This window comes from Rubrobacter marinus, assembly GCF_011492965.1.
Lineage (GTDB): Bacteria > Actinomycetota > Rubrobacteria > Rubrobacterales > Rubrobacteraceae > Rubrobacter_F > Rubrobacter_F marinus.
This window is the reverse complement of record NZ_CP045121.1, coordinates 4123183-4146342: the sequence shown is the minus strand read 5'-3', so window position 1 is coordinate 4146342 and position 23160 is coordinate 4123183. Positions and strand designations below refer to the sequence as shown.

Sequence of the window (23160 nt, the reverse complement as noted above, 5' to 3'; positions counted from 1 at the left end):
TAACAAACGGCCGCCCTCCGTGCTAAAAAGCCTGCGCAGACTGGTTCGCTTCTAGCCGAAGGGGGAGAGGATGGGTGTTTCGAGGGCCGAGATGTTCCGCAGACTGCTCGACAGGGACCCGGAGAACCCGATGGTCCTCTACTCCCTGGGCACCGAGCTCTTCAAGGAGGGGAACCACGCCGAGGCCAGGGAGTACCTCGGCCGGGCCGTGGAGAACAAGCCCGACTACTCGGTCGCCTACCGCACGCTCGGCCGGGCGCTCTTCGAGCTCGGGGAGGACGACGAGGCGACGAGGGTGTTCGCGAAGGGGCGCGAGGTGGCGCAGGGGAACGGGGACCTCCAGACCGTCAAGGAGATCGACGTGTTCGTGCGCCGGCTGGAGAAGCGGCGTGGGGGAGGGGCGTAGGCCGGTCCCCGTCTGCTAGGATCGAGCACGTTTTGGAACGCACGGCGGGACCTACGGTGGGGATCTTCGTGGACTACGAGAGTCCCCTTGCGCGCGTGGTCGCCGGGTCCATATGGACCGGGCTCTCCCTCGCCGCGCTCGGAGCCGGGTACACGAAGACCACCGCCCGCTGGGAGAGCTTGAGGGAGGAGCGGGTGCGGGAGGGCCCCGGAGGCCCGCGCTTCAACGTCTTCGTCGTCGGGCAGGACAGGCCGGACGCGGTGGACCAGATCTCCCCGGTCGGGGACAGCGCCGTACCCCACCTCTACGGCGTGGTGGTTGCCGTCCCCGACCGGCCGAGCCCCCTGGCGGGCTCCCTCCTCTACCAGGGGGTCGGGAGGCTCACGGAGCGGGACGTGAGGGCCGGTTCGGTGGAGCCGGCCCTGCTGCACCCCTCGCCGAAGGAGTGCGAGTCCTACGCCAGGAGGCTCCTGGAGCGCCTGCAGGGGACGGCGTAGACGGCCTAGAACGCCGTCTGCTCCCCGTCCGCGGGGATGAGGACCCTCCTCCCGGAGACCTCCGCTTCCGCGAGGCTCGAGCGGAGCTCGTCGCGGCCGAGGAGGCAGTGGTTTATGGCCTCCATGTGCACGGCGACGACGGTCGCCCCGCCGGCGTGCCGGGCGACCTCGGCCACATCACCGGCGGTCATGGTTATGGGATCTCCCTCGTTGAACCGGGCGGCGCCGGCGTTCACGACGACCACGTCGGGCGCGTGCTCCGCGAGCGCGTCCTCGACCTCGGGGCACCAGACCGTGTCCCCCGCGACGTACAGCGTGGGCTCCCCTGGGGCGCGGAGCACGAACCCGGATACGGGGGCCATGAGCGCCCCGATCTCGCCCGTCCCGTGCCTCCCGCCGGTCCGATGGACCTCGATGCCCTCCCAATCTAGGGAGCCCTTCACGGGGAGGACGTTCGCGAAGCCGTGGGAGGAGATCTTCTCCTCGTCCTCGGGCTGGCAGAGCACCGGAAGGTCCTTGCGAAGCTCGCCCGCGGCGGCCTCGTCGAAGTGGTCGGCGTGGGTGTGGGTGACAAGCACGGCGTCGACGGGGGAGAGGTCGAGCTCCGGGAGCCCGACGAGTGGGTTCCGGCGGTCGTTGGGGGTGTTCTGGATCGGCGGCATCGCCCCGGGCGGGCTCAGCATCGGGTCGACCAGCAGGGCCTTGCCGTCCAGACGGACGATCAGCGTGGCGTGCCGGACCAGCCTTATCTCCACTTCGGTCTCCTCTCGCTACGGGTACATCACGACGGTTGGTACCATACCCGGCTATGCGCGACGTGAAGGGCCGGGATCTTGGAAGGTAGCCTCGCCGCCGCTCTGGTGGTGACCGGGCTCTTCGCCGGGCTCGCCTATGGCCTCGGGATGGTGAGCAGGGGCGGAGCCCTCGGCGGGCTCTTGGTGGGGACCGCGATCTACGCCTCCCTCGGCCCCGCAGGCTTCGCCGTCCTCGCGTTCTTCGTCGTCGGGGGCTCCGCCCTCACCCGCGCCGGCTACGGCCGCAAAGAAGAGAGCGGCGCCGCCGAGGCGCGGGGCGGGCGCCGGGGCGCCAGAAACGCCGCCGCCAACTGCGGCGTCGCCGTCGCGTGCGCCCTCCTCGCCGCCCTGACAGGGGACGAGACCCTCGCCGCCGCCTTCGTGGCCTCCCTCGGCGCGGCCTTCGCCGACACGTCCGAGTCCGAGGTCGGCGGGCTCGCCCGGCGAACCCCCCGTCTCATCACCACCCTCCGAAAGGTCCCGCCGGGGACGGACGGGGCTGTCTCGTTGCCGGGGACGCTCGCGGGCGTCGTCGCGGCCGGGCTCACCGCCCTCCTCGGTCTCGCGCTCGGTCTCGTGGACGGGCCGGGTGCCACGCTCCTGGTGGCCTGCGCCTCCTTTCTGGGGACCGTGGCGGACAGCCTCGTGGGGGCACTAGCGCCGCGCCTCGGCAACGAGATCACGAACGTCCTGTGCACCCTCGTCGCCGCGCTCCTGACGCTCCTCCTCTCCTGACCCACGGTCGAGTACGAGGCGGGTATGGTGCGCGTTTACCTCCTCCCAACGCTCGCCATAGCGGCGGCGTTCCCGACGGCGGGGACGCGACGGGTGCGGGGGCCGGCAGCGGCGGAAGCCGCCTGCTGAGGACGCTCACGTTACGGCTCGGCGGGCTTGGTCCCGCCGCGTTTCTGAACGGGGGCGCCGATGTTATATTGGGCGTATGCGCGCGGAAGTCTCACAGGCCTCGACCACCGGCCGTCGACTATAGCCTCCCGCGTCCTCTCCGCCTCCCGAACCGCCAGATAGCACCGCAGAAGGAGCCTCCCGTGAGCGAGACTACCAGCAAGACCTACGACCCGACGGCCGTGGAGCACCGTTGGCAGGAGAGGTGGGCCGAGTCCGCCCTCTACAAGACCGACGAGGACCCGTCGAAGCCGAAGCATTACGCGCTCACGATGCTGCCCTACCCGAGCGGCGACCTGCACGTCGGGCACTGGTACGCGATGACGCCGTCCGATTCTCGGGCGCGCTTCATGCGGATGCGCGGCTACCGGGTCCTCTTCCCGATAGGCTTCGACGCCTTCGGGCTGCCGGCCGAGAACGCGGCGATCCGTCGCGGCATCCACCCCAGGAAGTGGACGTACTCCAACATAGAGAACATGCGCGGCCAGCTCAAGCAGATGGGGGCCATGTTCGACCTCGACACCGAGGTCGTCACCTGCGACCCGGAGTACTACCGCTGGAACCAGTGGTTCTTCCTCAAGTTCATGGAGAAGGGGCTCGCGTACAGGAAAGAGGCGCCGGTGGACTGGTGCCCCAAGGACAACACGACGCTCGCCCGGGAGCAGGTGGTCGGGCCGGACCGCCGGTGCGAGCGGTGCGGGACGCCCGTCGTAAAAAAGAACCTCGCGCAGTGGCTCTTCAAGATCACGGACTACGCCGAGGAGCTCCTCGACTTCTCCGGGGTCGAGTGGCCCGAGCGGGTCAAGACGCTCCAGACCAACTGGATCGGCCGCTCCGAGGGCGCCGAGATCGCCTTCGACGTGCCCGGCTACGGACCGATAGAGGTCTTCACGACCAGGCCCGACACGCTCTTCGGCGCGACGTTCTTCGTGGTCGCCCCCGAGCATCCGGCGGTCGAAAAGATCACGACGCTCGAGAGGGAGGCCGACGTCCGGGCCTACGTCGAGAGCGCGGGCCGGATGACGGAGATCGACAGGACCGACGTGACGCGCGAGAAGACCGGCGTCTTCACGGGGGCGTACGCGACCAACCCGGCGAACGGCGAGGCCATCCCGGTCTACGCCGCGGACTACGTCCTCCTCGGGTACGGGACCGGCGCGATCATGGCGGTCCCCGCCCACGACGAGCGCGACTTCGAGTTCGCGAAGAAGTACGGCATCGAGATCAGGACCGTGATCGCCCCGCCGGACTGGGACGGCGAGCCGCTCGCCGAGGCCTACCCAGGCGAGGGCCTGATGGTCAACTCGGACGGCTTCGACGGGATGCCGAACACGGAGGGCAAGAAGGCGGTCACGGACGACCTGGAGGCGAAGGGCGTCGGGAGGGCCGCGGTGACGTACCGGCTGCGCGACTGGCTCATCTCGCGCCAGCGCTACTGGGGCACCCCCATACCGGTGATCTACTGCCCCGAGCACGGCGCCGTCCCCGTCCCCGAAGAGGACCTCCCGGTCCGGCTCCCCGAGGACGCGGAGTTTATGCCGACGGGCGAGTCGCCCCTGAAGCTCGACCCGGAGTTCTACAACACGGAGTGCCCCGTGTGTGGCGGCCCGGCGACGCGCGAGACGGACACGATGGACACGTTCATGGACTCGTCGTGGTACCAGTACCGCTACCTCTCGCCCCACTACGACGAGGGGCCGTTCGACCCCGAGGAGGGGGAGAAGTGGCTGCCCGTGGACCAGTACACCGGCGGCATCGAGCACGCCGTCATGCACCTGCTCTACACGCGCTTCTTCACCAAGGTCATGCGCGACCTCGGGCTCGTGAGCTTCGACGAGCCGATGACGAGGCTCTTCAACCAGGGGATCATCCTCGGCGAGGACGCCGAGAAGATGAGCAAGTCGAGGGGCAACGTCGTCAACCCGCAGGAGTTCGTCGACCGCTACGGCTCGGACGCCCTGCGCTGCTTCCTGATGTTTATCGGCCCGTGGGACCAGGGCGGCCCCTGGGATAGCCGCGGCATCGAGGGGATCGCCCGCTTCCTGAGGCGCGCCCACTCGCTCGTCGCGGGCGGCGACGCCTCCGGGGGCGAGGCCGACCCGAAGGAGCTTCCGCGCCGGACTGCCCGGCTCGTGAAGAAGGTGACCGAGGACCTGGAGGCGTTCAGGTTCAACACCGCGCTCGCCTCCCTGATGGAGCACACGAACTACCTGCTCGCCGTCAAGAAGGAAGCCGGCGAGGAGGAGTGGCGGGATGCCCTTCGCGCCTTCGTCCTCCTCCTCGCGCCGCTCGCGCCCCATCACGCCGAGGAGATGTGGGCGCTCATGGGGCTGCCCTACAGCGTCCACGTGCAGGAGTGGCCCGGCTACGACGAGGGGCTCGTGCGGGCCGAGGAGATCACGCTCGTCGTCCAGGTCAACGGGAAGCTCCGCGACCGCATAGACGCCCCGGTGGACATCTCGGCCGAGGACGCCAAGGAGCTCGCGATGAAGAGCGAGAAGGTCCGCTCCCACGTCGAGGGGCGCGAGATCCGCAAGAGCATCTACGTGCCGGGGAGGCTCGTGAACTTCGTGGTCGGCTAGCGTCGGGGCGCGGTCGGAGAGAAGGGGTCGGGGGCCTAGACGTCAGGCCCCGACCCCTTCGGGTTGCCGGATCTAAGATCGGGCGCTAGTCGTCGCCGAAGAGGGAGCCCATACCGCCCCCGCCGCCCCCGCCGCCGTGGGAGTGCTCGGGGACGGTCGGGCCTTCGGAGGGCTGTATGAGGACCCAGCCGGGGCCCTCGAAGGCTATCTGGAAGGTCTCGCCGCTGCCGCGCCCGAGGAAGGTCTTGAACGAGACGTCGCTCCGGACGCTGGTGCGGACGTTCCCGCTCCAGGCGATGGCGGAGTCCGGGTCGGCGAAGGTGGGGTTCGAGGTGTCGAGGAGGACGGGCTCCCCGTGGCTCGTGACCGCGACCTTGCCGGTCCCCTCGAGGACGACGTTGAAGAGGCCCCCGGCGAGGCGCCCCGCGCCCTCGACGCGACGGATGTCCCAGTCGACGTTGCCCTCGAAGGCGAGGATGGAGTCGCCGTTTACCGTCATGCGCTCGTCGTTGAGGTCTATGACCATGATCTTGCGCGCATCCTGGGCGAGGAAGAGGTCGCCGGTGCCGGTGCAGGTCATAAGCTGGACGCCCTCGCCCGTCATGGCCTTCTTGAAGAAGCGCCCCAGCCCGCCGCTCTTCTGCTCGAAGCGGACCCCGCCCTGGTAGGCGACCATAGATCCGAGCTTGGCCTGGACGGTGTCGCCCTCCAGACGCACCTTGAGGAGCGAGGAGTTCTGCAGGGTGAACCTGCCCGCCGGCGTTACCTCCCGGAACTGTTCGAGGTTGGTCTCGCTCATCTGTCTGCCTCCCGTTTCGGATACGTAGAACGATACTACCCCCGTACGCGGGGCCGGTCCAGAAGTTGCTAGGGGCCCACCCGATTCGGCGCCGGCGGTGGGGAGGCGGGCCGGGCGAAGAAGTGGCCCTGGGCGTAGTCGACGCCGTGCGCGGAGATCCAGCGGTACTGCTCCGGGCTCTCGACCCCCTCGGCGATCACGATCACGCCCAGCTCGTGCGCGAGCTCGATGAGCTTGCGGGCGATGGAGGCCTTGTAGGGCGCCCCCCCGTCCCGGCTCACCAGCCCCATGTCCAGCTTGACGAAGTCGGGGCTCAGCTCCGCGAGGAGGTCCAGCGAGCCGTAGCCGGAGCCCAGGTCGTCGAGGGCGACCCCGAACCCGCCCTCGCGGTAGTAGTCGACGATGTTCGCGAGGTGGACGGTGTCCCTGATCTGCTCGCCGTCCGTCACCTCGAAGACGATGCGGCCGGGCGGGATACCGGAGCCCTCGACGGCCTCCATCGTGCTCCTCAGGCAGTACGCGGGGTCGTAGACCGAGGTGGCGTTGAAGTTGACGAAGACGTTCTGCCGGATGCCCTGCCGGGCGGCCTCCTCGATGGCCCTCACGCGGGCCGCCCGGTCGAGGTTGTAGAGGAGCCCGGCGGCGCGCGCCGCCCCGAACATCGACCCCGGCCCCACGAGGGCGCCGCCCTCGTCGATGCCGCGCAGCAGGCACTCGTAGGCGAAGACCTCGCCCGGGTCGGCGACGGCGACGATGGGCTGGAAATGGACGGCCAGCTTCTCCTCGCGCATGATCTTCTTGAGCCATGCCTCACGGGCGCAGTTCAGGAGGGTGAAGAGGTCCTGCATGCGGGAGAGCGCACCGAGATCCACGCGAGCGCCCTTCTCGACGAGGATGGCCCGGCAGTCCCTGAGCTCGGCCTCGGTCATGCCGTCCAGCAGGGTGTCGCTCAAGCTGGATAGCCCGCTCGGGCAGAGCTCGACCGCCAGCACGTCCTCGAGGGGATCGCCGAACGGGAGCCCCGAGCCCCACAGTAGACGCCGCAACGTCCCACGCGTGTGGGACAGCGGCGGGGCCACGTAGAGTACGCCCTCCTCCGGCGGCTCCGCCGGTAAGTTCTCGCAACGGCTGCACTTGCTCATCGACCAGTCTCCGTCTTCGGGTTCTTAACCCTGTTATCGGAGAGGGGGGCGGATTACTTTAGCGGCGTGGTCCCCTACGGGACGTCAGAACATCCGGCCGCCGAGTGGGACGCCGCGGTCCGGGGCGAGCAGGACCACCTCGCCGTTCTCGTCGGGGACGCCGAGGACCAGGACCTCGCTCTTGAAGCCCGCGATCCGCTTCGGCGGGAAGTTCACCACCGCCACCACCCGGCGCCCGACGAGCCCCTCCGGGTCGTAGTGCGCCGTAAGCTGGGCGCTCGTCCTCTTCTCGCCGATCTCGGGCCCGAAGCCCACGAGGAGCTTCACGGCGGGCTTGCGCGCCTCCGGAAAGGGCTCGGCCTCCAGAATCTCCCCGACCCTCACGTCGACCTTCTCGAAGTCCTCCCAGGAGATATGCGACATCCCACCCTCCATCTAGAAATTAGCCCGGCAGAGACCGGAGTAGTCTACAAAGCCTTCGCCCGGGAGAACCGAGCGGCCGGAGAGTTGTACGAGAGAAGGAGGGCGAGCCGTTACCGGAGAGCCGCGATGGCCGGCCCCGCAGGCGGAGCCCAGCGGGGGAGCGGCGGCCCGGAGAAGACGTGCGTCGCGATCCAGCCGGGCCGGGGGAGATCGGCCGGATCGAAGCGGCGGTCTACGGCCTGAGCCCCCGCGAGCGCGAGGTCAGCGACCCTGTGTTCCGTGGCGCCTCCACGAAGCAGATCTCGGCCTCCCTCCGCATCTCGGAGTACACCGTCCGGGACCACCTCTCCAACGCCTTCTTCAAGGCGGGGAGGCGGTGCCGCGGGGAGCTCGTCAAGCGCCCCTACCTGGGCAACGTTTGAGCGTTGGGGGAGGGCCGGGAGGCGTGTTGCCCCGGGAATCCCTTAAGCGACGCGGTCGGCGCGCACGACGAGACGCCCGGACTCGGGGCCGCCCCCGTAGAGGCTCGGGCCAATAGTCCACCAGTCGTTCGGGGTCTCGGTGCAGGTCTGGAGGGAGACGACGTCCCGGCCGGGGATCGCCTCCATAACCTGGCTGTCCGACGGCGAGACGGCGAAGATCTCTGTAACCTGGTACTTGTAGACCCTGCCCTCCGAGTCCTCGAGGAGGACCTCATCGCCCTGCTGCATGAGGGGGAGGTTGTAGAACTGGTAGTCGCTCTCGGTGCCCGGCCAGCCGATGCGGTGGCCGGCGATGTACGTGTTCGTCGACTCGTCCTCCCACGGGAAGCCCGTCCCGGGGACCTTGATCGCGCCCTGCCCCAGAGCCTCCTCGGAGGAGTCGTTCCTCACGGTGTGGCTGTAGACGCCGAGCTTGGGGACGGTGAGGTACATGGTCGGATCGTCGGGGGTCCTGGCGGCCTCGGCGGCGGCCCGCTCCTCCTCAGCCCTCCGCTCTTCGGCGGCCCGGCGTGCCTCCTCTTCCTCGGCGGCGCGCTGCCTCGCGGCCTCTTCCTCGGCCCTGGCCTCCTCCGCCGGCTCCTCGGAGACCGCCCGCGGCGCCTCTTCGACGGCCGGCTCCTGGACGCGCTCTACCGTCTCGGAGCCCCCGCTCAGGGCGGAGGTGATCCCGGAGAAGGCAAGCGCCCCGAGGATCAGGACGAGAAGGCCCGCGAAGATGAAGCCACCCGTCCGCCTGCGCTGCCTGAACTTGCGCATCTGGCTCGGGCGGGTCTTGCGCTGTTTCGTGTCCATAAGCGACATAGGGACGAGTGTACAAAATCATGCGCAGAAAATGGAGCTTTTGTGATGGTTTTGCAGAGCTATCCGAAAATTTCGGCTCGTGAGACGGGCAGATCGTGCGCAACGAGGCGAGCGCGACGCCGCTGTGCTAACCTGGGCCGAGCCCGACGAGGGCCGCGGGAGAGAGTCGCGGGGAAGGGGAACATCGCGCGACCGCCGAAGGTGAAAGGTTCGTGGCAGAGGCATGCCGCGGCCGAATCTCTCAGGCAAAAGGACCGCGAGCCGGAGGGCGTCCTGGAAAGTTCGTCCTGCCGGCCGAAGGGCTGCGGGACGGCGCCGACGGGGTAACACTCTCAGGTTTGGGACAGGGCGGGAAAAACGAGACGCTCACCCGAAAACCAAGGGGGTAGTACCGCGTGGCGCGATTCACACCGCACACCGAAGACGACGTCCGGGAGATGCTGGAGGCCATCGGGGCGGGGACGGTGGACGACCTCTTCGCCGACGTCTCGCCGAAGTTCGAGGGGGAGCTCGACCTCCCGCCCGCCCTCTCCGAGTACGAGGCGCTCGCCGACGTCCACGGGCTGGCGAGAGAGAACGTCGCCGGGCTGCCGATCTTCCTGGGGGCGGGGGCGTACGACAGGATCACGCCGTCCGCCGTCGGGGCGATCACCTCCCGCGGGGAGTTTCTGACCTCCTATACGCCCTACCAGCCGGAGATCAGCCAGGGCGTCCTGCAATCCATCTTCGAGTTCCAGTCCGTGATCTCGGAGCTCACCGGCCTGGAGATCTCCAACGCCTCGGTCTACGACGGCGCGAACGCCGTCGCCGAAGCGGCCCTCATGACCGCCCGCCAGAGTGGGCGCGACCCAAAGGTGGCCGTCTCGAAGGGCCTGAACCCCCGCTACCGCGAGGTGATAGAGACCTACGGCGTCGAGACTGTGGAGCTCCCGTTCGAAGGGGGAGCAACGAGCTTCTCCGACGTCCCCGGGGACGTCTCCGGCGTCTTCGTGCAGAGCCCGAACTACTTCGGCGCCGTCGAGGACGTGCGGGGGGCGTCGGAGGCCGCGCACGCGGCGGGGGCGCTCGCGGTCGCGGTTTGTGACCCGATCTCGCTCGCAGTCCTCGAGGCCCCCGGCAAGCTCGGGGCGGACGTCGCGGTGGGGGAGGCCCAGCCCCTCGGCATGCCGCTCCTCTTCGGCGGGCCGTACGCGGGCTACATGGCGACTAGACCTGAGTTCGTGCGCCAGCTTCCGGGGCGCATCTGCGGGGAGACGGTGGACAAGGACGGCAAGCTCGCCTACGTGCTGACGCTCCGGGCGCGCGAGCAGGACATCCGCCGCGCCCGCGCCAACTCGAACATCTGCACCAACCAGGCCCTCACCGCGCTCGCCGCGACGGTCTACGCCGCTCTCATGGGGCCGGAGGGGTTGCGGGAGGTGGCGGAGCTCTCCCTCTCCAAGGCCCACTACCTCGCCGACAGGTTGGGGGCGGCCGGTTTCCCGCTGCGGTACCCGGAGGCGCCGTTTCTGTGGGAGTTCGCCGTCGAGGTGCCGGACGTGGGGAGGGCGAACGCGGCGCTCTTGGAGAACGGCATCATCGGGGCCTCGACCTCGGCGACGGGGCGATGCTCGTCGCGGTCACGGAGAAGAGGACCAGGGAAGAGCTGAATCGTTTCGTGGAGGTGCTGAAGAATGCTGGGTAGTTTGATCCGGGACAAGGGCCGCGAGGGCCGGCGGGGATTCACGCTGCCGAAGTTCGACGTGGAGAGGGTGGAGCTCGAGGAGGTCCTGCCGAAGGGCGCGCTCCGCGAGGAGAAGCCGGGGCTGCCGGAGGTGGACGAGCCGACCGTGATCCGCCACTACACCAACCTCTCGCGCCAGAACTGGGGCATCGACACGAACTTCTACCCTCTGGGCTCCTGCACGATGAAGCACAACCCTCGCGCCAACGAGGCCGCCGCCGCGGTCCCCGGCTTCGCGGGGCTTCACCCGCTCCAGCCCGAGGGGCAGATCCAGGGCGCCCTCAGGGTCATGCACGAGATGCAGGGCTTCCTTTCTAAGGTCTCGGGGCTGCCGGCGGTCTCGTTGCAGCCGATGGCCGGCGCCCAGGGCGAGCTCACGAGCATCCTGATGGTCCGCAAGTACTTTGAGGACGCGGGGGACACGGGGCGGACGACCGTCCTCGTGCCGTCCACGGCACACGGGACCAACCCGGCGACCGCGACGATGGTCGGGTTCGGGGCCGAGGAGATCGGGCTGGACGAAGACGGCTGCGTGGACGTCGAGGAGCTGCGCCAGAAGGTAGACGGGTCGACCGCGGCGCTCATGATCACCAACCCCAACACCCTAGGCGTCTACGAGAAGAACATCGCCGAGATCGCGGACATCCTGCACGAGGCCGGGGCGTTCCTGTACATGGACGGCGCGAACGTGAACGCGATCATGGGCCGGATGCGTCCCGGTGACGCGGGCGTCGACATAATGCACTTCAATCTCCACAAGACCTTCTCGACCCCGCACGGCGGCGGCGGCCCCGGCTCCGGCGCCATCGCCTGCTCGGACGCCCTCGCGCCGTTCCGTCCGGACCCCGTGGCGGAGGCTGCCGCCGACGGGTACCGCCTCGCCCGCCCCGAGAAGACCATCGGACGGGTCGCGGGCTTCCACGGCAACTTCGGCGTCTTCCTGAAGGCCTGGAACTACATCAAGATGCACGGCCCGGAGCTCAAGGACGTGACGGACATGGCGGTCCTCAACGCCAACTACGTCCGGGCGCGCCTGAAGGGGACTTACCGGGTCCCCTACACGGGCCTCTGCAAGCACGAGTGCATCGTCCAGCCCCCGAAGGGCAAGAAGGCCCTCGACGTGGCGAAGGGGCTCATCGATCACGGCTTCCACCCGCCGACGGTCTACTTTCCGCTCGTCGTCAAGGAGGCGATGCTCATAGAGCCGACGGAGACGGAGTCCAAGGAGACCCTCGACGACTTTATAGGGGCGATGCTGGAGCTCGCGGAGAGGGCGCCCGAGGAGCTGGAGGAGGCCCCGGTCAACGCTCCGACCCGCCGCCTCGACGAGGCGCGCGCCGCCCGCAAGCTGAAGGCCCGGTGGTAGGGATGGCGGAAGAGACCCTCCGCCGCACCCCGCTCTTCGAGGAGCACAAGGCCCTCGGCGCCCGGCTCGTCCCGTTCGCGGGCTGGGAGATGCCGGTGCAGTACGAGGGGATCAAGGCCGAGCACGAGGCGGTCAGGACCCGCGCCGGCCTCTTCGACGTCTCGCACATGGGCGAGGTGGTCTTCAGGGGCCCGCAGGCGGAGGAAGCGGTGCAGCGTCTCGTCACCCGGGACGTCTCCCGCCTCGCCGTCGGCCAGGCGGGTTACGCCGCCGTGTGTCTGCCCGACGGCGGGACGGTCGACGACGTTCTCGTGTACCGGACGCCGGACGACTTCCTCGTCGTGGTCAACGCCGCGAACCGCGAGGGGGACCTCGCCCACTTCAGGGAGCATACGCAGGACCTCGACGTCGAGGTGGCGGACGAGTCCGACGACTGGGCCCTCCTCGCGCTCCAGGGGCCCGAGGCCGCGGCCATCCTGCAAAGGTTCACGCAGACGGACCTCTCCGCGATCAAGTACTACCGCTACGAGGTCGGGGAGGTGGTGGGCTCTTACGCGGTGATCTCCCGGACCGGCTACACCGGCGAGGACGGCTTCGAGCTCTACGCACGGCCCGACGCCGCCGCGGAGGTCTGGAGGAGGCTCGTGGAGGCCGGGGCGACGCCGGTGGGCCTGGGGGCGCGCGACACCCTGCGCCTCGAGGCCGGCATGTGCCTCTACGGGAACGAGCTCGACAGGGAGACGACGCCGCTGGAGGCCGGGATCGGCTTCGCCGTGCACCTGGACAAGCCCGTGGAGTTCGTCGGGCAGGAGGCCCTGCGCCGGGAGAGGGACGAGGGCATGAGGAAGAAGCTCGTGGGCTTCGAGGTCGAGGGGCGGGGCATCGCGCGCCACGGCCACGAGGTGGCGGCGGGCGGCAGGACCGTGGGCGAGGTGACGAGCGGGACGCAGTCGCCCACCCTCAACCGGGCCATAGGGCTTGCGCTCGTGGAGCCGGACGTGGAAGATTCGTTCGAGGTCGTGATCCGAGGCAAGGCCGTGGCGGCCCGCGCCGTGGGGCTGCCGTTCTACAAGCGAGAGAGGTAGGGGAGAAGCCGTTGAGCGTTCCTGGAGAGCTGCAGTACACCAAGACCCACGAGTGGGTCCGCATCGAGGGCGAGACCGCCACGGTCGGCATCACCGAGCACGCCCAGGACGAGCTCGGCGACGTGGTCTTCGTGGAGCTGCCGGAGACGGGGCGCACCCTCGACGCTGGCGAGGCCTTCGGGGCCGTCGAGTCCGTAAAGGCCGTCTCGGACCTCTACGCACCGCTCGCCGGCGAGGTCGTCGAGGTCAACGACGCCCTCGGCGACAGCCCCGAGAAGATCAACGAAGACCCCTACGGCGATGGTTGGATCCTCAAGCTCCGCGTCTCAGGCGAGGGGGACCTGCTCTCCGCCGAGGACTACGACAAGCTCCTGGAGGATACGGATTAGGGGAGGCCCCTCCGAAGGGACCTAGCGGAACAACGGGACGGCGAACCGCCACGCGAGAAAGACGACGAACCCCACGATCAGGAGCCGCGTGAACATCACGGCCGGCCCGCGCTCGTCCTTTACGAGCGTCCAGATGCCCGCGATCCACAGCGACACTATCAACGCGGCCATCACCGCTACCGGCAACCCCTGATTCAACAAGTCATCGATCATGCCCACGTTATCGGCCAGGGGCGCGCGACGCTTTAACGACGCGCCCCCCACAGAGCCGCACCGACCGGGGCCGGGGTCCGGCTACGCCCACGCGAACAGGGACGGGTAGAAGCAGGGAAGAGGCCCTGCGAAACCCCTCGAAGATAGCCACCGCGTAAACCGTTCGCAGCTTTCAAGTAACAGTTTAGTAACACTTTGACCGGAGCCCTTGTACGCCTTCTGTAACGTGTTAGTTTCATTAGGTGCGTTCCGCACGCAGAGCGTTCGGGACGGGTCGTCAGCAGATCCTCAAGGGAGGTGTGATGTTCGGTAACGTAGGTATTGCAATGTCTGGTAGGGGGCATCGCGCCCTCCACGGCGCGGGTCTCGGTCGGCTCTGGAGGTGGCTCTCCGGGTCGATCTCGGGGATCCGGCGTCGGTCCGCTGCGGGGACGCGTAGGATCCGGGGCAACTGGTGGGCCGTCGTGCAGACGGCGGTGGCGGCGAGCGCCGCGTGGTACCTGGCGGCTCTGATACTCGGTCACGAGACCCCGTTCGTCGCGCCCATAGCGGCGGTTATCGCGCTCGGGGGGACGATCGGGCGGGAGGGCCGCAGGGCGTTCGAGTGGATCTTCGGGGTCGCGCTCGGGCTCGCGATCGCGGACCTTTTGATGATGCTTATAGGTACGGGGCCGGTTCAGATCGCGGTCGTGGTCGGCCTCGCGATGGCGGTCGCGCTGTTTATAGGGGGCGGGGCGGGCTTCGTGACCGAGGCCGGGGTGTCGGCGATCCTGGTGATCACGCTGGACCCCTCGACCGCGGGTCCGACGCCCGACCGCTTCCTCGACGCGCTCGTCGGCTGCTGCGTGGCGCTCGTCGTGCATCTCGGCTCCCCGGTCGATACCAAGCGGATGGTCGAGAAAGCGGCGCGTCCCGTCCTCTGGGGCCTCTCCCTCGCGCTGGAGGAGACGGCCGACGCCCTCGGCGACGGGGACCGCGAGAAGGCCGAGCACGCCCTGCGTGTGGCCCGCGGCCTCGACGAGGAGGTGGACGGGCTCAAGGACATACTGGCTGCCGGGTACGAGGACGCGCGGCTCTCCCCCAAGGCGCGAAAGGCGCTGGGCTACCTGGGCTTCTACGCCGCCGCCGCCGACGGGATCGACCTAGCCGTCCGCAACACCCGGGTCCTCGCCCGGTCCGCGGTCTCGGCGGTCCGGGGCGGCGACCCCGTCCCCGAGGACCTCACCGAGGCGGTAAGAGACCTCGCGCGTTCGGCGGAGGCGTTGGCCGCGCAGCTCGAGGAGCCTTCGCGCGCCACGGGGACCGGCTACTTCGCGCTGGAGGCCGCGGGCAAGGCCAGGACCGCGCTCGGGGAGCGCAACGATCTCGAGACGAACATGCTCGTCGGCCAGGTGCGCTCCACCGCCGTCGACCTGCTCCAGGCCTCCGGGATGGACTCCGAAACGGCCACGAGCGCGCTCGACGGCGCCGCCGGGAGAGGCGCCTGAGCACGGCCGGCGGGGGAGCCCCCGGCGTCGGGCTCCCCTTGCCGAGCTTCTCCACACGGGTACCGCAGCACGACCCGTCGCGGTACCCGTGTGGCCGCGTAATATCCAGGGTATTAAAGTGCGTCCGTCGGGTCGCGCGAGACGTGGCCTCAGGGAGGCAACCAGAAGGGTGAGACCTTGGATCTCGAAACCAGAAACGCAGCGTCGCTCTCCGTAAATACCATCAGGGCCCTGGCGATGGACGCGGTACAGAAGGCGAACTCCGGCCATCCGGGTACCCCGATGGCGCTCGCCCCGCTCGCGTACACGATCTTCACCAGGTTTCTCCGCCACAACCCCGAGAACCCGCAGTGGCCCGACCGCGACCGCTTCATCCTCTCGGCGGGCCACGCCTCGATGCTCCAGTACGCCCTCCTCCACCTCACGGGCTACGACCTGACCCTGGACGACCTCAAAAACTTCAGGCAGTGGGAGTCGAGGACGCCGGGCCACCCCGAGCACTTTCTGACGCCCGGCGTGGAGACGACGACCGGGCCCCTGGGGCAGGGCTTCGCCACCGGGGTCGGGATGGCGATGGCGGAGCGCTTCCTCGCCGGGCGTTACAACCGCATCGGCCACGAGGTCATGAACCATCACGTCTACTGCATCTGCTCCGACGGCGACCTCATGGAGGGCGTCGCGAACGAGGCCGCCTCCATCGCCGGGCAGAACGCCCTCGGCAAGCTCGTCTACGTCTACGACGACAACCGCATCACCATCGACGGCACGACCGCCCTCTCCTTCGACCGCGAGGACAAGGCCAAGCGCTTCGACGCCCTGGGCTGGCACGTCCAGCACGTCGACGACGTCGAGGACCTGGAGGCCCTCGAGGAGGCCATCCGGGAAGCTCGCGACGAGGAAGAGCGCCCGTCGCTCGTCATCGTCCGCTCCCACATCGCCTACCCGGCGCCGAACGCCATAGACACCTCCGCGGCCCACGGCGCGGCCCTGGGCGAGGACGAGGTCCGGGCCGCCAAGGAGGCGATGGGCCTCGACCCGGACGAGCACTTCGCCGTCCCGGACGAGGTCTACGAGCACATGGATCAGAAGAGCAGGGGCCGCGATCTCGAGGGCGAGTGGAACGCGCGTTTCAGGACCTGGCAGTCGGAGTTCCCCGAGCTCGCCGAGGAGTGGGATTACGCCTGGAAGGGCAAGCCCCTCCCCGGTTATCAGGAGGCGCTCCCCGTGTGGGACGCCTCGGAGACGGAGAAGCTCGCGACGCGCAAGGCCGGGGCGGCGGTGATGAACGCCTTCAAGGGCTACGCACCGACCATGATCGGGGGGGCCGCCGACCTCGTCGCCTCCACGAGCACCGCGTTCGAGGGCGGCGGGATGTTCTCCCCGGACCACCCGGGGCGCAACATCGCCTTCGGGGTGCGCGAGCACGGGATGGGTTCGGCCGTCAACGGCATGGCCGTGCACGGCGGCATGGTCAGGCCGTACGGCTCGACGTTCCTCATCTTCTCGGACTACATGCGCCCGGCGGTGCGCCTCTCGGCGCTCATGGGCATCCCTGCCGCCTGGGTCTTCACGCACGACTCCGTAGCCTTGGGGGAGGACGGCCCGACCCACCAGCCCGTCGAGCACTTCATGGCGCTGCGCGCGATCCCCAACCTCACCGTGATCCGTCCGGCCGACGCGAACGAGACCTCGATGGCCTGGCGCTCGACGCTCGAGGCCGACGGCCCGGTCGCCCTGCTCCTCACGCGCCAGAACGTCCCCGTCGTCGACCGCTCGAAGTTCGCGCCGGCCGAGGGCGCCCTGCGCGGCGCCTACGTCCTCGCCGAGGCCCTCGGCGGGGCCGACGAGCCCGACGCCATCCTCGTGGCCTCGGGCTCGGAGGTCGCGGTCGCTCTGGAGGCGAGGGAGCTCCTCACCGGGCAGGGGGTAAACGCGAGGGTCGTGAGCATGCCCTCGTGGGAGATCTACGACGCCCAGGATCAGGCCTACAAAGATTCCGTGCTGCCGCCCTCGGTCGAGGTACGCGTCTCCGTCGAGGCGGGCGTCCCGAACGGCTGGGAGCGCTACGTCGGCTTCCGCGGGGCGAGCATCGGGATTGATCGCTTCGGGGCCTCGGCCCCCGGCGAGACCGTGCTGGAGAAGCTCGGCATCACCCCGGAGAACGCCGCCAACGCCGTCCTCGCCCTCCTGGGGCGCGGCGAGCGGGTTAGCGAGGACGAGGGTACCCCGGCCGTCGAGGGGACCGACCCCTCCGAGGGGCACTCCTAGGGGCGGCGAGATCCCGAGAGGTTCATTGCGGGCGGGCCGTAGGTGGCCCGCCCGCCTCTTTGGCGACGTCTTCCTCCGCGCGCCCGTTGCGGGTGTAGACTGGCACGATGATCGGTATAACCGCGTCGTGAGCCGTCCGAGATCTGAGGAGGAAGGCCGATGAACGAGCGTTTGCAGAGGCTGTCCGAGGCGGGGCAGAGCGTCTGGATCGACTACCTCTCCCGAGACTCCATAAGGGGCGGGGAGCTCGAGGGGATGATCGAGAGCGGTGTCGTGGGCGTCACCTCTAACCCGACCATCTTCCAGAAGGCGATCGCCGACTCCGAGCTCTACGACGAGCAGTTGAGGGAGCTCGCGGAGGAGGAGAGCGACCCCAAGGAGCTCTTCCTGGGCCTCGCGAGCCAGGACATCCGGGAGGCTTGCGACCTCATGATGCCCGTCTTCGAGAGGACGAACCGGCTCGACGGCTTCGTCTCGCTGGAGGTCTCGCCCGACATCGCCTACGACACCGCGGCGACCTACGAGGAGGCCAAGCGCCTGCACGCGATGGTCGACCGGCCCAACCTGATGGTGAAGATACCCGCGACGGAGCCGGGGCTGGCGGCGATAGAAGACATGATCGCGGGCGGCAACTCCATAAACGTCACCCTGATCTTCTCGCTCTCGCGCTACCGCGCCGTCGCCAACGCCTACGTGCGGGGCCTCCAGCGCCTCGTCGCCGGCGGCGGCGACCCGTCGGGCGTGGCGAGCGTGGCGAGCTTCTTCGTGAGCCGCGTCGACTCCGAGGGCGACAAGCGCCTCGACGAGATCGGGGGCCACGACGACCTCAAGGGCCGCCTCGCCATAGCGAACGCCAAGCTCGCCTACGCCGCCTTCGAGGAGATCTTCTCCGGCGACGACTGGGAGTTTCTGGAGTCCAAGGGCGCCACGAAGCAGCGCCCCCTCTGGGCCTCGACCTCCACGAAGAACCCCGACTACAAGGACACGATCTACGTCGACAACCTCGTCGGCCCGGACACGGTCAACACCATGCCCTCCTCCACCCTCGATGCGTTCATGGACCACGGCGAGGTGGACCCGAACGCCCTGAAGCAGGGCCTGGAAGAGGCGCGCAAGCTCGTCGGCGAGCTCCGCGAGGCCGGCGTGGACTACGAGTCGGTGGTCGAGGTCCTGGAGCAGGAGGGCGTCCAGAAGTTCGCCGACTCGTTCGACGAGCTCCTGGAGGTCATAGGGAACAAGAGCCGCCAGGTGAAGGGCCAGTCCGCCGGCCAACCGGTGAGCTAGAAGGGCAACGAACGTCGGCCGGCACGCCGTCCCTGGCGTACCGGCCGACGAGCTTTCTACCGAAGGGAGAACGCGTGGACGTAGGTTTCTATGGTCTCGGCAGGATGGGCGCGAACATGACCCGGCGCCTGGTGAAGAACGGCGAGCACCGGGTCGTCGCGGGCAATCGCTCCCCGGGGCCGGTGGACGAGGTCGTCAAGGACGGCGCCGAGGGGGCCTACTCCATGGAGGAGCTCGTCGAGAAGCTCTCCGGCGACGGGCCACGCGCCATCACCGTGATGGTCCCGGCCGGCGACGTCACCGAGCAGGCGCTCTTGAAGCTCGCCGACATGATGGACGAGGGCGACATCCTTATCGACGGCGGCAACTCGTACTTCCGCGACTCCGTCCGCCGGGCGGAGATGCTCGGGGAGAAGGGCATACGCTTCCTGGACCAGGGGACGAGCGGGGGCGTGTGGGGGCTCCAGGTAGGCTACTGCCTCATGGTCGGCGGGGACGCGAGCGCGTTCGAGCACGTCGAGCCCGCGCTCAAGACCCTCGCCCCGCCGAACGGGTACGCCTACCTCGGCGAGGCCGGGGCCGGCCACTTCACCAAGATGGTCCACAACGGGGTCGAGTACGGGATGATGCAGGCCTACGCCGAGGGGTTCGAGATCCTGGAGAAGAGCCAGTACGACTTCGACCTCAGGGCGATCTCGAGCCTCTGGAACCAGGGGAGCGTCGTGAGAAGCTGGCTTCTGGAGCTCGCCGAGAACGCCTTCGAGCAGGACGGCCACCTCGACAGCGTCCGCGGCTACGCCGAGGACTCCGGCGAGGGCCGCTGGACGATCCTCGAGGCCATAAACGAGGACGTCCCGGCGCACGTCATCTCGGCCTCGCTCTTCGCGCGGTTCGCCTCCCGCCAGGACGACTCCTTCGCCATGAAGGTCATAGCGGCCCTGCGCGGCCAGTTCGGCGGGCACGCCATCCAGGAAGCTTCGACGAAGTACCCGGAGCAGAAGTAAGGGGGAGCCCGAGTGGCCCAGACCCAGATCACACCGGAAGCACTGCGCGACGACAGGCGCCTACCGAAGGCGCCGGAGCCCGGCGCGATGGTCATCTTCGGGGCCTCGGGCGACCTGACGCGGCGCAAGCTCATCCCCGCCCTCTACGACCTCGCCGCGCAGCGCAGGCTCCCGATGGAGTTCGCCGTCGTCGGCCTCTCCAGGAGCCCCATGAGCCACGAGGAGTTCCGGGACCGCCTGCGCGACGCGCTCGAAGAACAGCGCGACGGCGGGGTGAGCGACGACGTGTGGGAATCCTTCTCGAAGGGCATCTTCTACCTCGCCGGCGACTCCAGAAAGCCCGAGACCTACGAGGAGCTCAGGGGCTTTCTCGGGGAGCTCGACGAGGAGCGGGGGACGCAGGGGAACCGGATGTTCTACCTCTCGTCCTCGCCCTCGCTCTTCCCGACGATCGTGGAGCGGCTCGGGGAGGCGGGGATGAACCAGGGCGAGGGGGGCGGGTACGCCCGGATCGTGATCGAGAAACCCTTCGGGCGGGACCTGATGAGCGCCAGGGAGCTCAACGCGGGGATACAGCGCTACTTCGAGGAGCGCCAGATCTACCGCATCGACCACTACCTCGGCAAGGAGACGGTCCAGAACATCCTGGCCCTCAGGTTCGCGAACGGCATCTTTGAGCCCATCTGGAACCAGCACTACGTGGACCACGTCCAGATCACCGTCGCCGAGGACATAGGCGTCGGCACCCGCGGCGCCTTCTACGAGGAGGCCGGGGCGCTCAGGGACATCGTTCAGAACCACCTCATGCAGGTCCTCTGCCTCACCGCTATGGAGCCGCCCGTCGCCTTCGACGCCGAATCGGTGCGCGAGGAGAAGGTGAAGGTCCTGAGGGCGGTCCGCCGCATGGACGACGGGGAGGTCGAGAGGTCCGCCGTGCGCGGCCAGTACGAGCGCGGCTGGGTCTGGGGGGAGGAGGTGCCCGGGTACCGCGAGGAGGAGGACGTCGATCCTTCTTCCACCACCGAGACGTTCGTGGCGCTCAGGCTCTTCGTAGACAACTGGCGGTGGGCCGGGGTGCCGTTCTACGTTCGCGCCGGCAAGAGGATGCCGAAGAAGGCGACGGAGATCGCCGTGCAGTTCCACGCCGCCCCTCACACCCCGTTCTCGCGGAACGGCACCGAGGGGCTGGAGCCGAACGTGCTGGTCATAAGGGTGCAGCCCGACGAGGGCGTCTCGCTGAAGATCGGGGCGAAGGTGCCGGGCTCCGGCTTCGAGGTCCGCTCCGTGAACATGGACCTCCTCTACGGCTCGGCCTTTCTGGAAGAGGCGCCGGACGCGTACCAGCGCCTCCTCCTCGACCTGATGCTCGGCGACCCGACGCTGTTTATCCGCGCTGACGAGACCGAAGGGGCGTGGAGCATCCTGGAGCCCGTGATGAAACACTGGTCCGAGAGCGGGGAGATACCGTTCTACCCGGCCGGGACCTGGGGACCCGAGGAGGCCGACGAGCTCCCGGAGCGCGACGGCCGGGGCTGGAGGCGGCCGTGATCGGGGAGTCCCGGGCGATACCGGAAGGCGGGGGCGCCATGTCCGTCGCGGAGATAGAGCGGGGCCTCGCGCGCCTCAGGGCGAACGACGACGGCACCCTGGGGGCCCGGGCGAGCGTCTTGAACCTCATCGTGGTGACGGACGAGGAGTCGGCGGAGGGCGTGGCCCGCATCATAAACGAGCTATCGGGGCGCTACCCGTCCCGTGCGCTCGTCATGATCGCCGACCCCGAAGAGGGGCGGACGAACCTGGAGATCGGGCTCTCCGTCTTCTGCAACACGCGGGGCGGCGCGGGCACGAACGTCTGCGCCGAGGTGGTGACGATCCACGTCGAGGGCCCGCCCGCGGAGCACCTCGAGAGCCTCGCCGGGCCCCTCCTCATCCCCGACCTGCCCGTCTTCCTCTGGTACCCGAACGGCGACATCCCGGCCTCGCCGAGGTGCGACGGCATGGCGGCGCTGGCCGGCCGCATCGTCCTCGACACCGGCGCCGTCGAGGACACGGAGGGCTCCTTGAGGGCCGTGGCCGAGCTCGTAAGCTACGAGGAGACCCCGGCGGTGGGGGACTTGCAGTGGGCCGCCCTCTCCACGTGGCGCTCCCTCGTCGCGGACCTCTTCGCCCCCCCCGAGAGGGCCTGCGAGCTGGGGAAGATCCGGCGGGTCGAGGTCCAGTACGCCCCGGATGCGAGGAGCCGCGCGCTGCTCTTCTCCGGCTGGCTCTCCTCCTGCCTCGGCTGGCGCCCGGAGTCGGCGTCCCGCGCGGAGAACGGCGGGCGCGAGCTCGTCTTCTCCGGTCCGTCGGGCCCCGTCACCGTCCGGCTCACCCCGAACGAGTCCGACGCGGCGCTTCGCCGGGTGCGGATCTTCTGCGACGACGAGTACACCTTCGAGGTCTCGCGCAGCAGGGAGTCCACGGACGCCCGCTCGGCCGTCCTGCGCGGCGACGAGGTGGTCGGCGAGCGCACGGTCCACCTCGGCCCCTCGGATACCGGCGCCCTGCTCGGCGAGGAGCTCCGGCTCGTCGGCCGGGACGAGGTCTACGAGGCGGCCCTCAGGCGCGCCGTGGAGATCCTGGGCCGGTGACGAACCCCGAAGTACGAGTCCACGAGGACATCGAGGGGCTCGCGGAGGCCGCAGCCCGGCTCTTCGTGCGGGAGGCGAACGAGGCCATTGGAGGGTCCGGCCGCTTCGCCGTCGCCCTCGCCGGCGGCTCGACCCCGAAGGCGACCTACGAGATCCTCGCCTCGCGCTACGCCTCCCCGTCCGACCTCGACTGGAGCAAGGCGCACGTCTTCTTCGGCGACGAGCGCGCGGTCGGGCCGGACCACGAGGACTCGAACTACCGCATGGCGCACGAGGCGCTCCTCTCGCGCGTGCCCGTGGGCTCCGTGCGCCGCATGCGGGGCGAGCTCCCGCCCCCCGAGGCCGCCTCGCTCTACGAGGAGGAGTTGACGACCTTCTTCGGCGGGCCGCCCCGCCTCGACCTCGTGATGCTCGGCATAGGCGACGACGGGCACACCGCGAGCCTCTTCCCCCGCACCCCGGCCCTCGACGTGGACGATCGCTGGGCCGTCGAGAACCCGGTCCGGAAGCTCGGGACCACCCGCCTCACGCTCACCGCACCCGCGATCAACGCCGCAAAGAACGTCGTCTTCCTCGTCGCGGGCGAGGGCAAGGCAGAGGCCCTGAGGGAGATCCTGGAGGGAGACGCGGACCCGCGCGACTACCCGGCGAAGCTCGTGCGCCCCGCGAGCGGTCCCGTCTGGATGGTAGATAGGGCCGCGGCGGGCCTGCTGAGCTGATGCCAGCCGGCCTGGTCTCTTACCGCCAAAGCTTACCGCTAGACCTCCTCGCGCGTATGTAGCCGTACCTCGGTGCTGGCTTCACCGGGCGCGAGCCCGAGCTTGGAGCGCACCCGCCGCCGGCATCGCGTCCGAAACCATGAACCTGCCCCGAGTAGAGATG

22 protein-coding genes and 1 riboswitch are annotated in these 23160 nt (G+C 69.2%); of the genes, 16 read left to right on the top strand and 6 right to left on the bottom strand.

Features of this window, described 5'->3' with window-relative positions; all coding sequences use genetic code 11:
• The first annotated feature begins 70 nt into the window (after positions 1–70).
• Positions 71–406: a tetratricopeptide repeat protein gene (locus GBA65_RS21225; protein ID WP_166398231.1), complete on the top strand. Its 336-nt coding sequence runs from the start codon at positions 71–73 to the stop codon at positions 404–406.
• Positions 407–438: 32 nt separating this feature from the next.
• Positions 439–903 carry a hypothetical protein gene (locus GBA65_RS21220; RefSeq protein ID WP_166398230.1) on the top strand — a complete coding sequence of 155 codons (465 nt, stop codon included), beginning with the start codon at positions 439–441 and terminating at the stop codon, positions 901–903.
• Positions 904–908: 5 nt separating this feature from the next.
• On the opposite strand, the gene GBA65_RS21215 is transcribed toward GBA65_RS21220, so the two are convergent.
• The gene (locus tag GBA65_RS21215) at positions 909–1658 is read right to left on the bottom strand and encodes an MBL fold metallo-hydrolase (protein ID WP_166398229.1); all 750 of its coding nucleotides are present in this window, start codon (positions 1656–1658) and stop codon (positions 909–911) included.
• A gap of 78 nt (positions 1659–1736) precedes the next feature.
• Here GBA65_RS21215 and GBA65_RS21210 point away from each other — a divergent pair, with 78 nt between their 5' ends.
• The gene (locus GBA65_RS21210) at positions 1737–2432 is read left to right on the top strand and encodes a DUF92 domain-containing protein (protein ID WP_166398228.1); all 696 of its coding nucleotides are present in this window, start codon (positions 1737–1739) and stop codon (positions 2430–2432) included.
• Positions 2433–2743: 311 nt separating this feature from the next.
• Entirely contained in the window at positions 2744–5182 is a 2439-nt protein-coding gene (gene leuS / locus GBA65_RS21205; protein ID WP_166398227.1) for a leucine--tRNA ligase, read from the top strand.
• Between the two features lie 85 nt (positions 5183–5267).
• Here leuS and GBA65_RS21200 read toward each other — a convergent pair whose 3' ends face one another.
• The 3 genes from GBA65_RS21200 to GBA65_RS21190 all read right to left on the bottom strand — a co-directional run bounded on the left by GBA65_RS21200 (position 5268) and on the right by GBA65_RS21190 (position 7546).
• A complete protein-coding gene (locus GBA65_RS21200) occupies positions 5268–5981 on the bottom strand; it encodes an AIM24 family protein (RefSeq protein WP_166398226.1) in 714 nt (237 codons plus the stop codon).
• Positions 5982–6049: 68 nt separating this feature from the next.
• Positions 6050–7123 (bottom strand): EAL domain-containing protein, encoded by a 1074-nt coding sequence (locus GBA65_RS21195; protein ID WP_166398225.1) that lies wholly within the window; start codon positions 7121–7123, stop codon positions 6050–6052.
• A gap of 84 nt (positions 7124–7207) precedes the next feature.
• On the bottom strand, positions 7208–7546 hold the full coding sequence (locus GBA65_RS21190; protein WP_166398224.1) for a tRNA-binding protein: 339 nt from the start codon (positions 7544–7546) through the stop codon (positions 7208–7210).
• Positions 7547–7725: 179 nt separating this feature from the next.
• Between GBA65_RS21190 and GBA65_RS21185 the strand changes: the two genes are divergently transcribed.
• Positions 7726–7968, top strand: a complete 243-nt coding sequence (locus GBA65_RS21185) for a response regulator transcription factor (protein ID WP_166398223.1) — start codon at positions 7726–7728, stop codon at positions 7966–7968.
• A 42-nt stretch (positions 7969–8010) separates the two neighbouring features.
• Here the strand turns inward: GBA65_RS21185 and GBA65_RS21180 are convergent, their stop codons facing one another.
• Complete coding sequence (locus tag GBA65_RS21180; RefSeq protein ID WP_166398222.1) at positions 8011–8820, bottom strand: class E sortase; 810 nt, start codon at positions 8818–8820, stop codon at positions 8011–8013.
• A gap of 155 nt (positions 8821–8975) precedes the next feature.
• Positions 8976–9096, top strand: a riboswitch (glycine riboswitch).
• Between the two features lie 128 nt (positions 9097–9224).
• Between GBA65_RS21180 and gcvPA the strand changes: the two genes are divergently transcribed.
• From gcvPA to gcvH, 4 genes are read left to right on the top strand one after another with little or no spacing between them, the layout of a single operon-like run.
• On the top strand, positions 9225–10478 hold the full coding sequence (gcvPA, locus tag GBA65_RS21175; protein WP_207956010.1) for an aminomethyl-transferring glycine dehydrogenase subunit GcvPA: 1254 nt from the start codon (positions 9225–9227) through the stop codon (positions 10476–10478).
• Positions 10479–10502: 24 nt separating this feature from the next.
• Positions 10503–11918: an aminomethyl-transferring glycine dehydrogenase subunit GcvPB gene (gcvPB, locus tag GBA65_RS21170; RefSeq protein ID WP_166398221.1), complete on the top strand. Its 1416-nt coding sequence runs from the start codon at positions 10503–10505 to the stop codon at positions 11916–11918.
• A 2-nt stretch (positions 11919–11920) separates the two neighbouring features.
• Entirely contained in the window at positions 11921–13003 is a 1083-nt protein-coding gene (gene gcvT / locus GBA65_RS21165) for a glycine cleavage system aminomethyltransferase GcvT (protein ID WP_166398220.1), read from the top strand.
• Between the two features lie 11 nt (positions 13004–13014).
• Positions 13015–13392, top strand: coding sequence for a glycine cleavage system protein GcvH (gene gcvH, locus GBA65_RS21160; RefSeq protein WP_166398219.1), 378 nt, complete (start codon positions 13015–13017; stop codon positions 13390–13392).
• Positions 13393–13413: 21 nt separating this feature from the next.
• Here gcvH and GBA65_RS21155 read toward each other — a convergent pair whose 3' ends face one another.
• Entirely contained in the window at positions 13414–13605 is a 192-nt protein-coding gene (locus tag GBA65_RS21155) for a hypothetical protein (protein WP_166398218.1), read from the bottom strand.
• A gap of 464 nt (positions 13606–14069) precedes the next feature.
• Here GBA65_RS21155 and GBA65_RS21150 point away from each other — a divergent pair, with 464 nt between their 5' ends.
• From GBA65_RS21150 to pgl, 7 genes are all read left to right on the top strand, one after another.
• Complete coding sequence (locus tag GBA65_RS21150; RefSeq protein ID WP_166398217.1) at positions 14070–15092, top strand: FUSC family protein; 1023 nt, start codon at positions 14070–14072, stop codon at positions 15090–15092.
• 177 nt (positions 15093–15269) lie between these two features.
• A complete protein-coding gene (gene tkt / locus GBA65_RS21145; protein ID WP_228281545.1) occupies positions 15270–17360 on the top strand; it encodes a transketolase in 2091 nt (696 codons plus the stop codon).
• Positions 17361–17519: 159 nt separating this feature from the next.
• Positions 17520–18644 carry a transaldolase gene (tal, locus tag GBA65_RS21140; protein ID WP_166398216.1) on the top strand — a complete coding sequence of 375 codons (1125 nt, stop codon included), beginning with the start codon at positions 17520–17522 and terminating at the stop codon, positions 18642–18644.
• A 74-nt stretch (positions 18645–18718) separates the two neighbouring features.
• Positions 18719–19648, top strand: a complete 930-nt coding sequence (gnd, locus tag GBA65_RS21135; RefSeq protein ID WP_166398215.1) for a phosphogluconate dehydrogenase (NAD(+)-dependent, decarboxylating) — start codon at positions 18719–18721, stop codon at positions 19646–19648.
• A gap of 12 nt (positions 19649–19660) precedes the next feature.
• A complete protein-coding gene (gene zwf, locus GBA65_RS21130; protein WP_228281544.1) occupies positions 19661–21196 on the top strand; it encodes a glucose-6-phosphate dehydrogenase in 1536 nt (511 codons plus the stop codon).
• Complete coding sequence (locus tag GBA65_RS21125; protein WP_166398214.1) at positions 21193–22278, top strand: glucose-6-phosphate dehydrogenase assembly protein OpcA; 1086 nt, start codon at positions 21193–21195, stop codon at positions 22276–22278. The genes zwf and GBA65_RS21125 overlap by 4 nt, the downstream gene beginning before the upstream one ends.
• Positions 22275–22997 carry a 6-phosphogluconolactonase gene (gene pgl / locus GBA65_RS21120; RefSeq protein WP_166398213.1) on the top strand — a complete coding sequence of 241 codons (723 nt, stop codon included), beginning with the start codon at positions 22275–22277 and terminating at the stop codon, positions 22995–22997. Before GBA65_RS21125 ends, pgl begins: the two co-directional genes overlap by 4 nt.
• Positions 22998–23160 lie beyond the last annotated feature (163 nt).

Excerpts from the sequence above, each read along its gene's own strand:
- GBA65_RS21225 (WP_166398231.1), top strand. The coding sequence starts at position 71 with ATGGGTGTTTCGAGGGCCGAGATGTTCCGCAGACTGCTCGACAGGGAC.
- GBA65_RS21200 (WP_166398226.1), bottom strand. The coding sequence starts at position 5,981 with ATGAGCGAGACCAACCTCGAACAGTTCCGGGAGGTAACGCCGGCGGGC.
- GBA65_RS21195 (WP_166398225.1), bottom strand. The coding sequence starts at position 7,123 with ATGAGCAAGTGCAGCCGTTGCGAGAACTTACCGGCGGAGCCGCCGGAG.
- GBA65_RS21190 (WP_166398224.1), bottom strand. The coding sequence starts at position 7,546 with ATGTCGCATATCTCCTGGGAGGACTTCGAGAAGGTCGACGTGAGGGTC.
- GBA65_RS21180 (WP_166398222.1), bottom strand. The coding sequence starts at position 8,820 with ATGGACACGAAACAGCGCAAGACCCGCCCGAGCCAGATGCGCAAGTTC.
- gcvPB (WP_166398221.1), top strand. The coding sequence starts at position 10,503 with ATGCTGGGTAGTTTGATCCGGGACAAGGGCCGCGAGGGCCGGCGGGGA.
- gcvT (WP_166398220.1), top strand. The coding sequence starts at position 11,921 with ATGGCGGAAGAGACCCTCCGCCGCACCCCGCTCTTCGAGGAGCACAAG.
- GBA65_RS21155 (WP_166398218.1), bottom strand. The coding sequence starts at position 13,605 with ATGATCGATGACTTGTTGAATCAGGGGTTGCCGGTAGCGGTGATGGCC.
- tal (WP_166398216.1), top strand. The coding sequence starts at position 17,520 with ATGAACGAGCGTTTGCAGAGGCTGTCCGAGGCGGGGCAGAGCGTCTGG.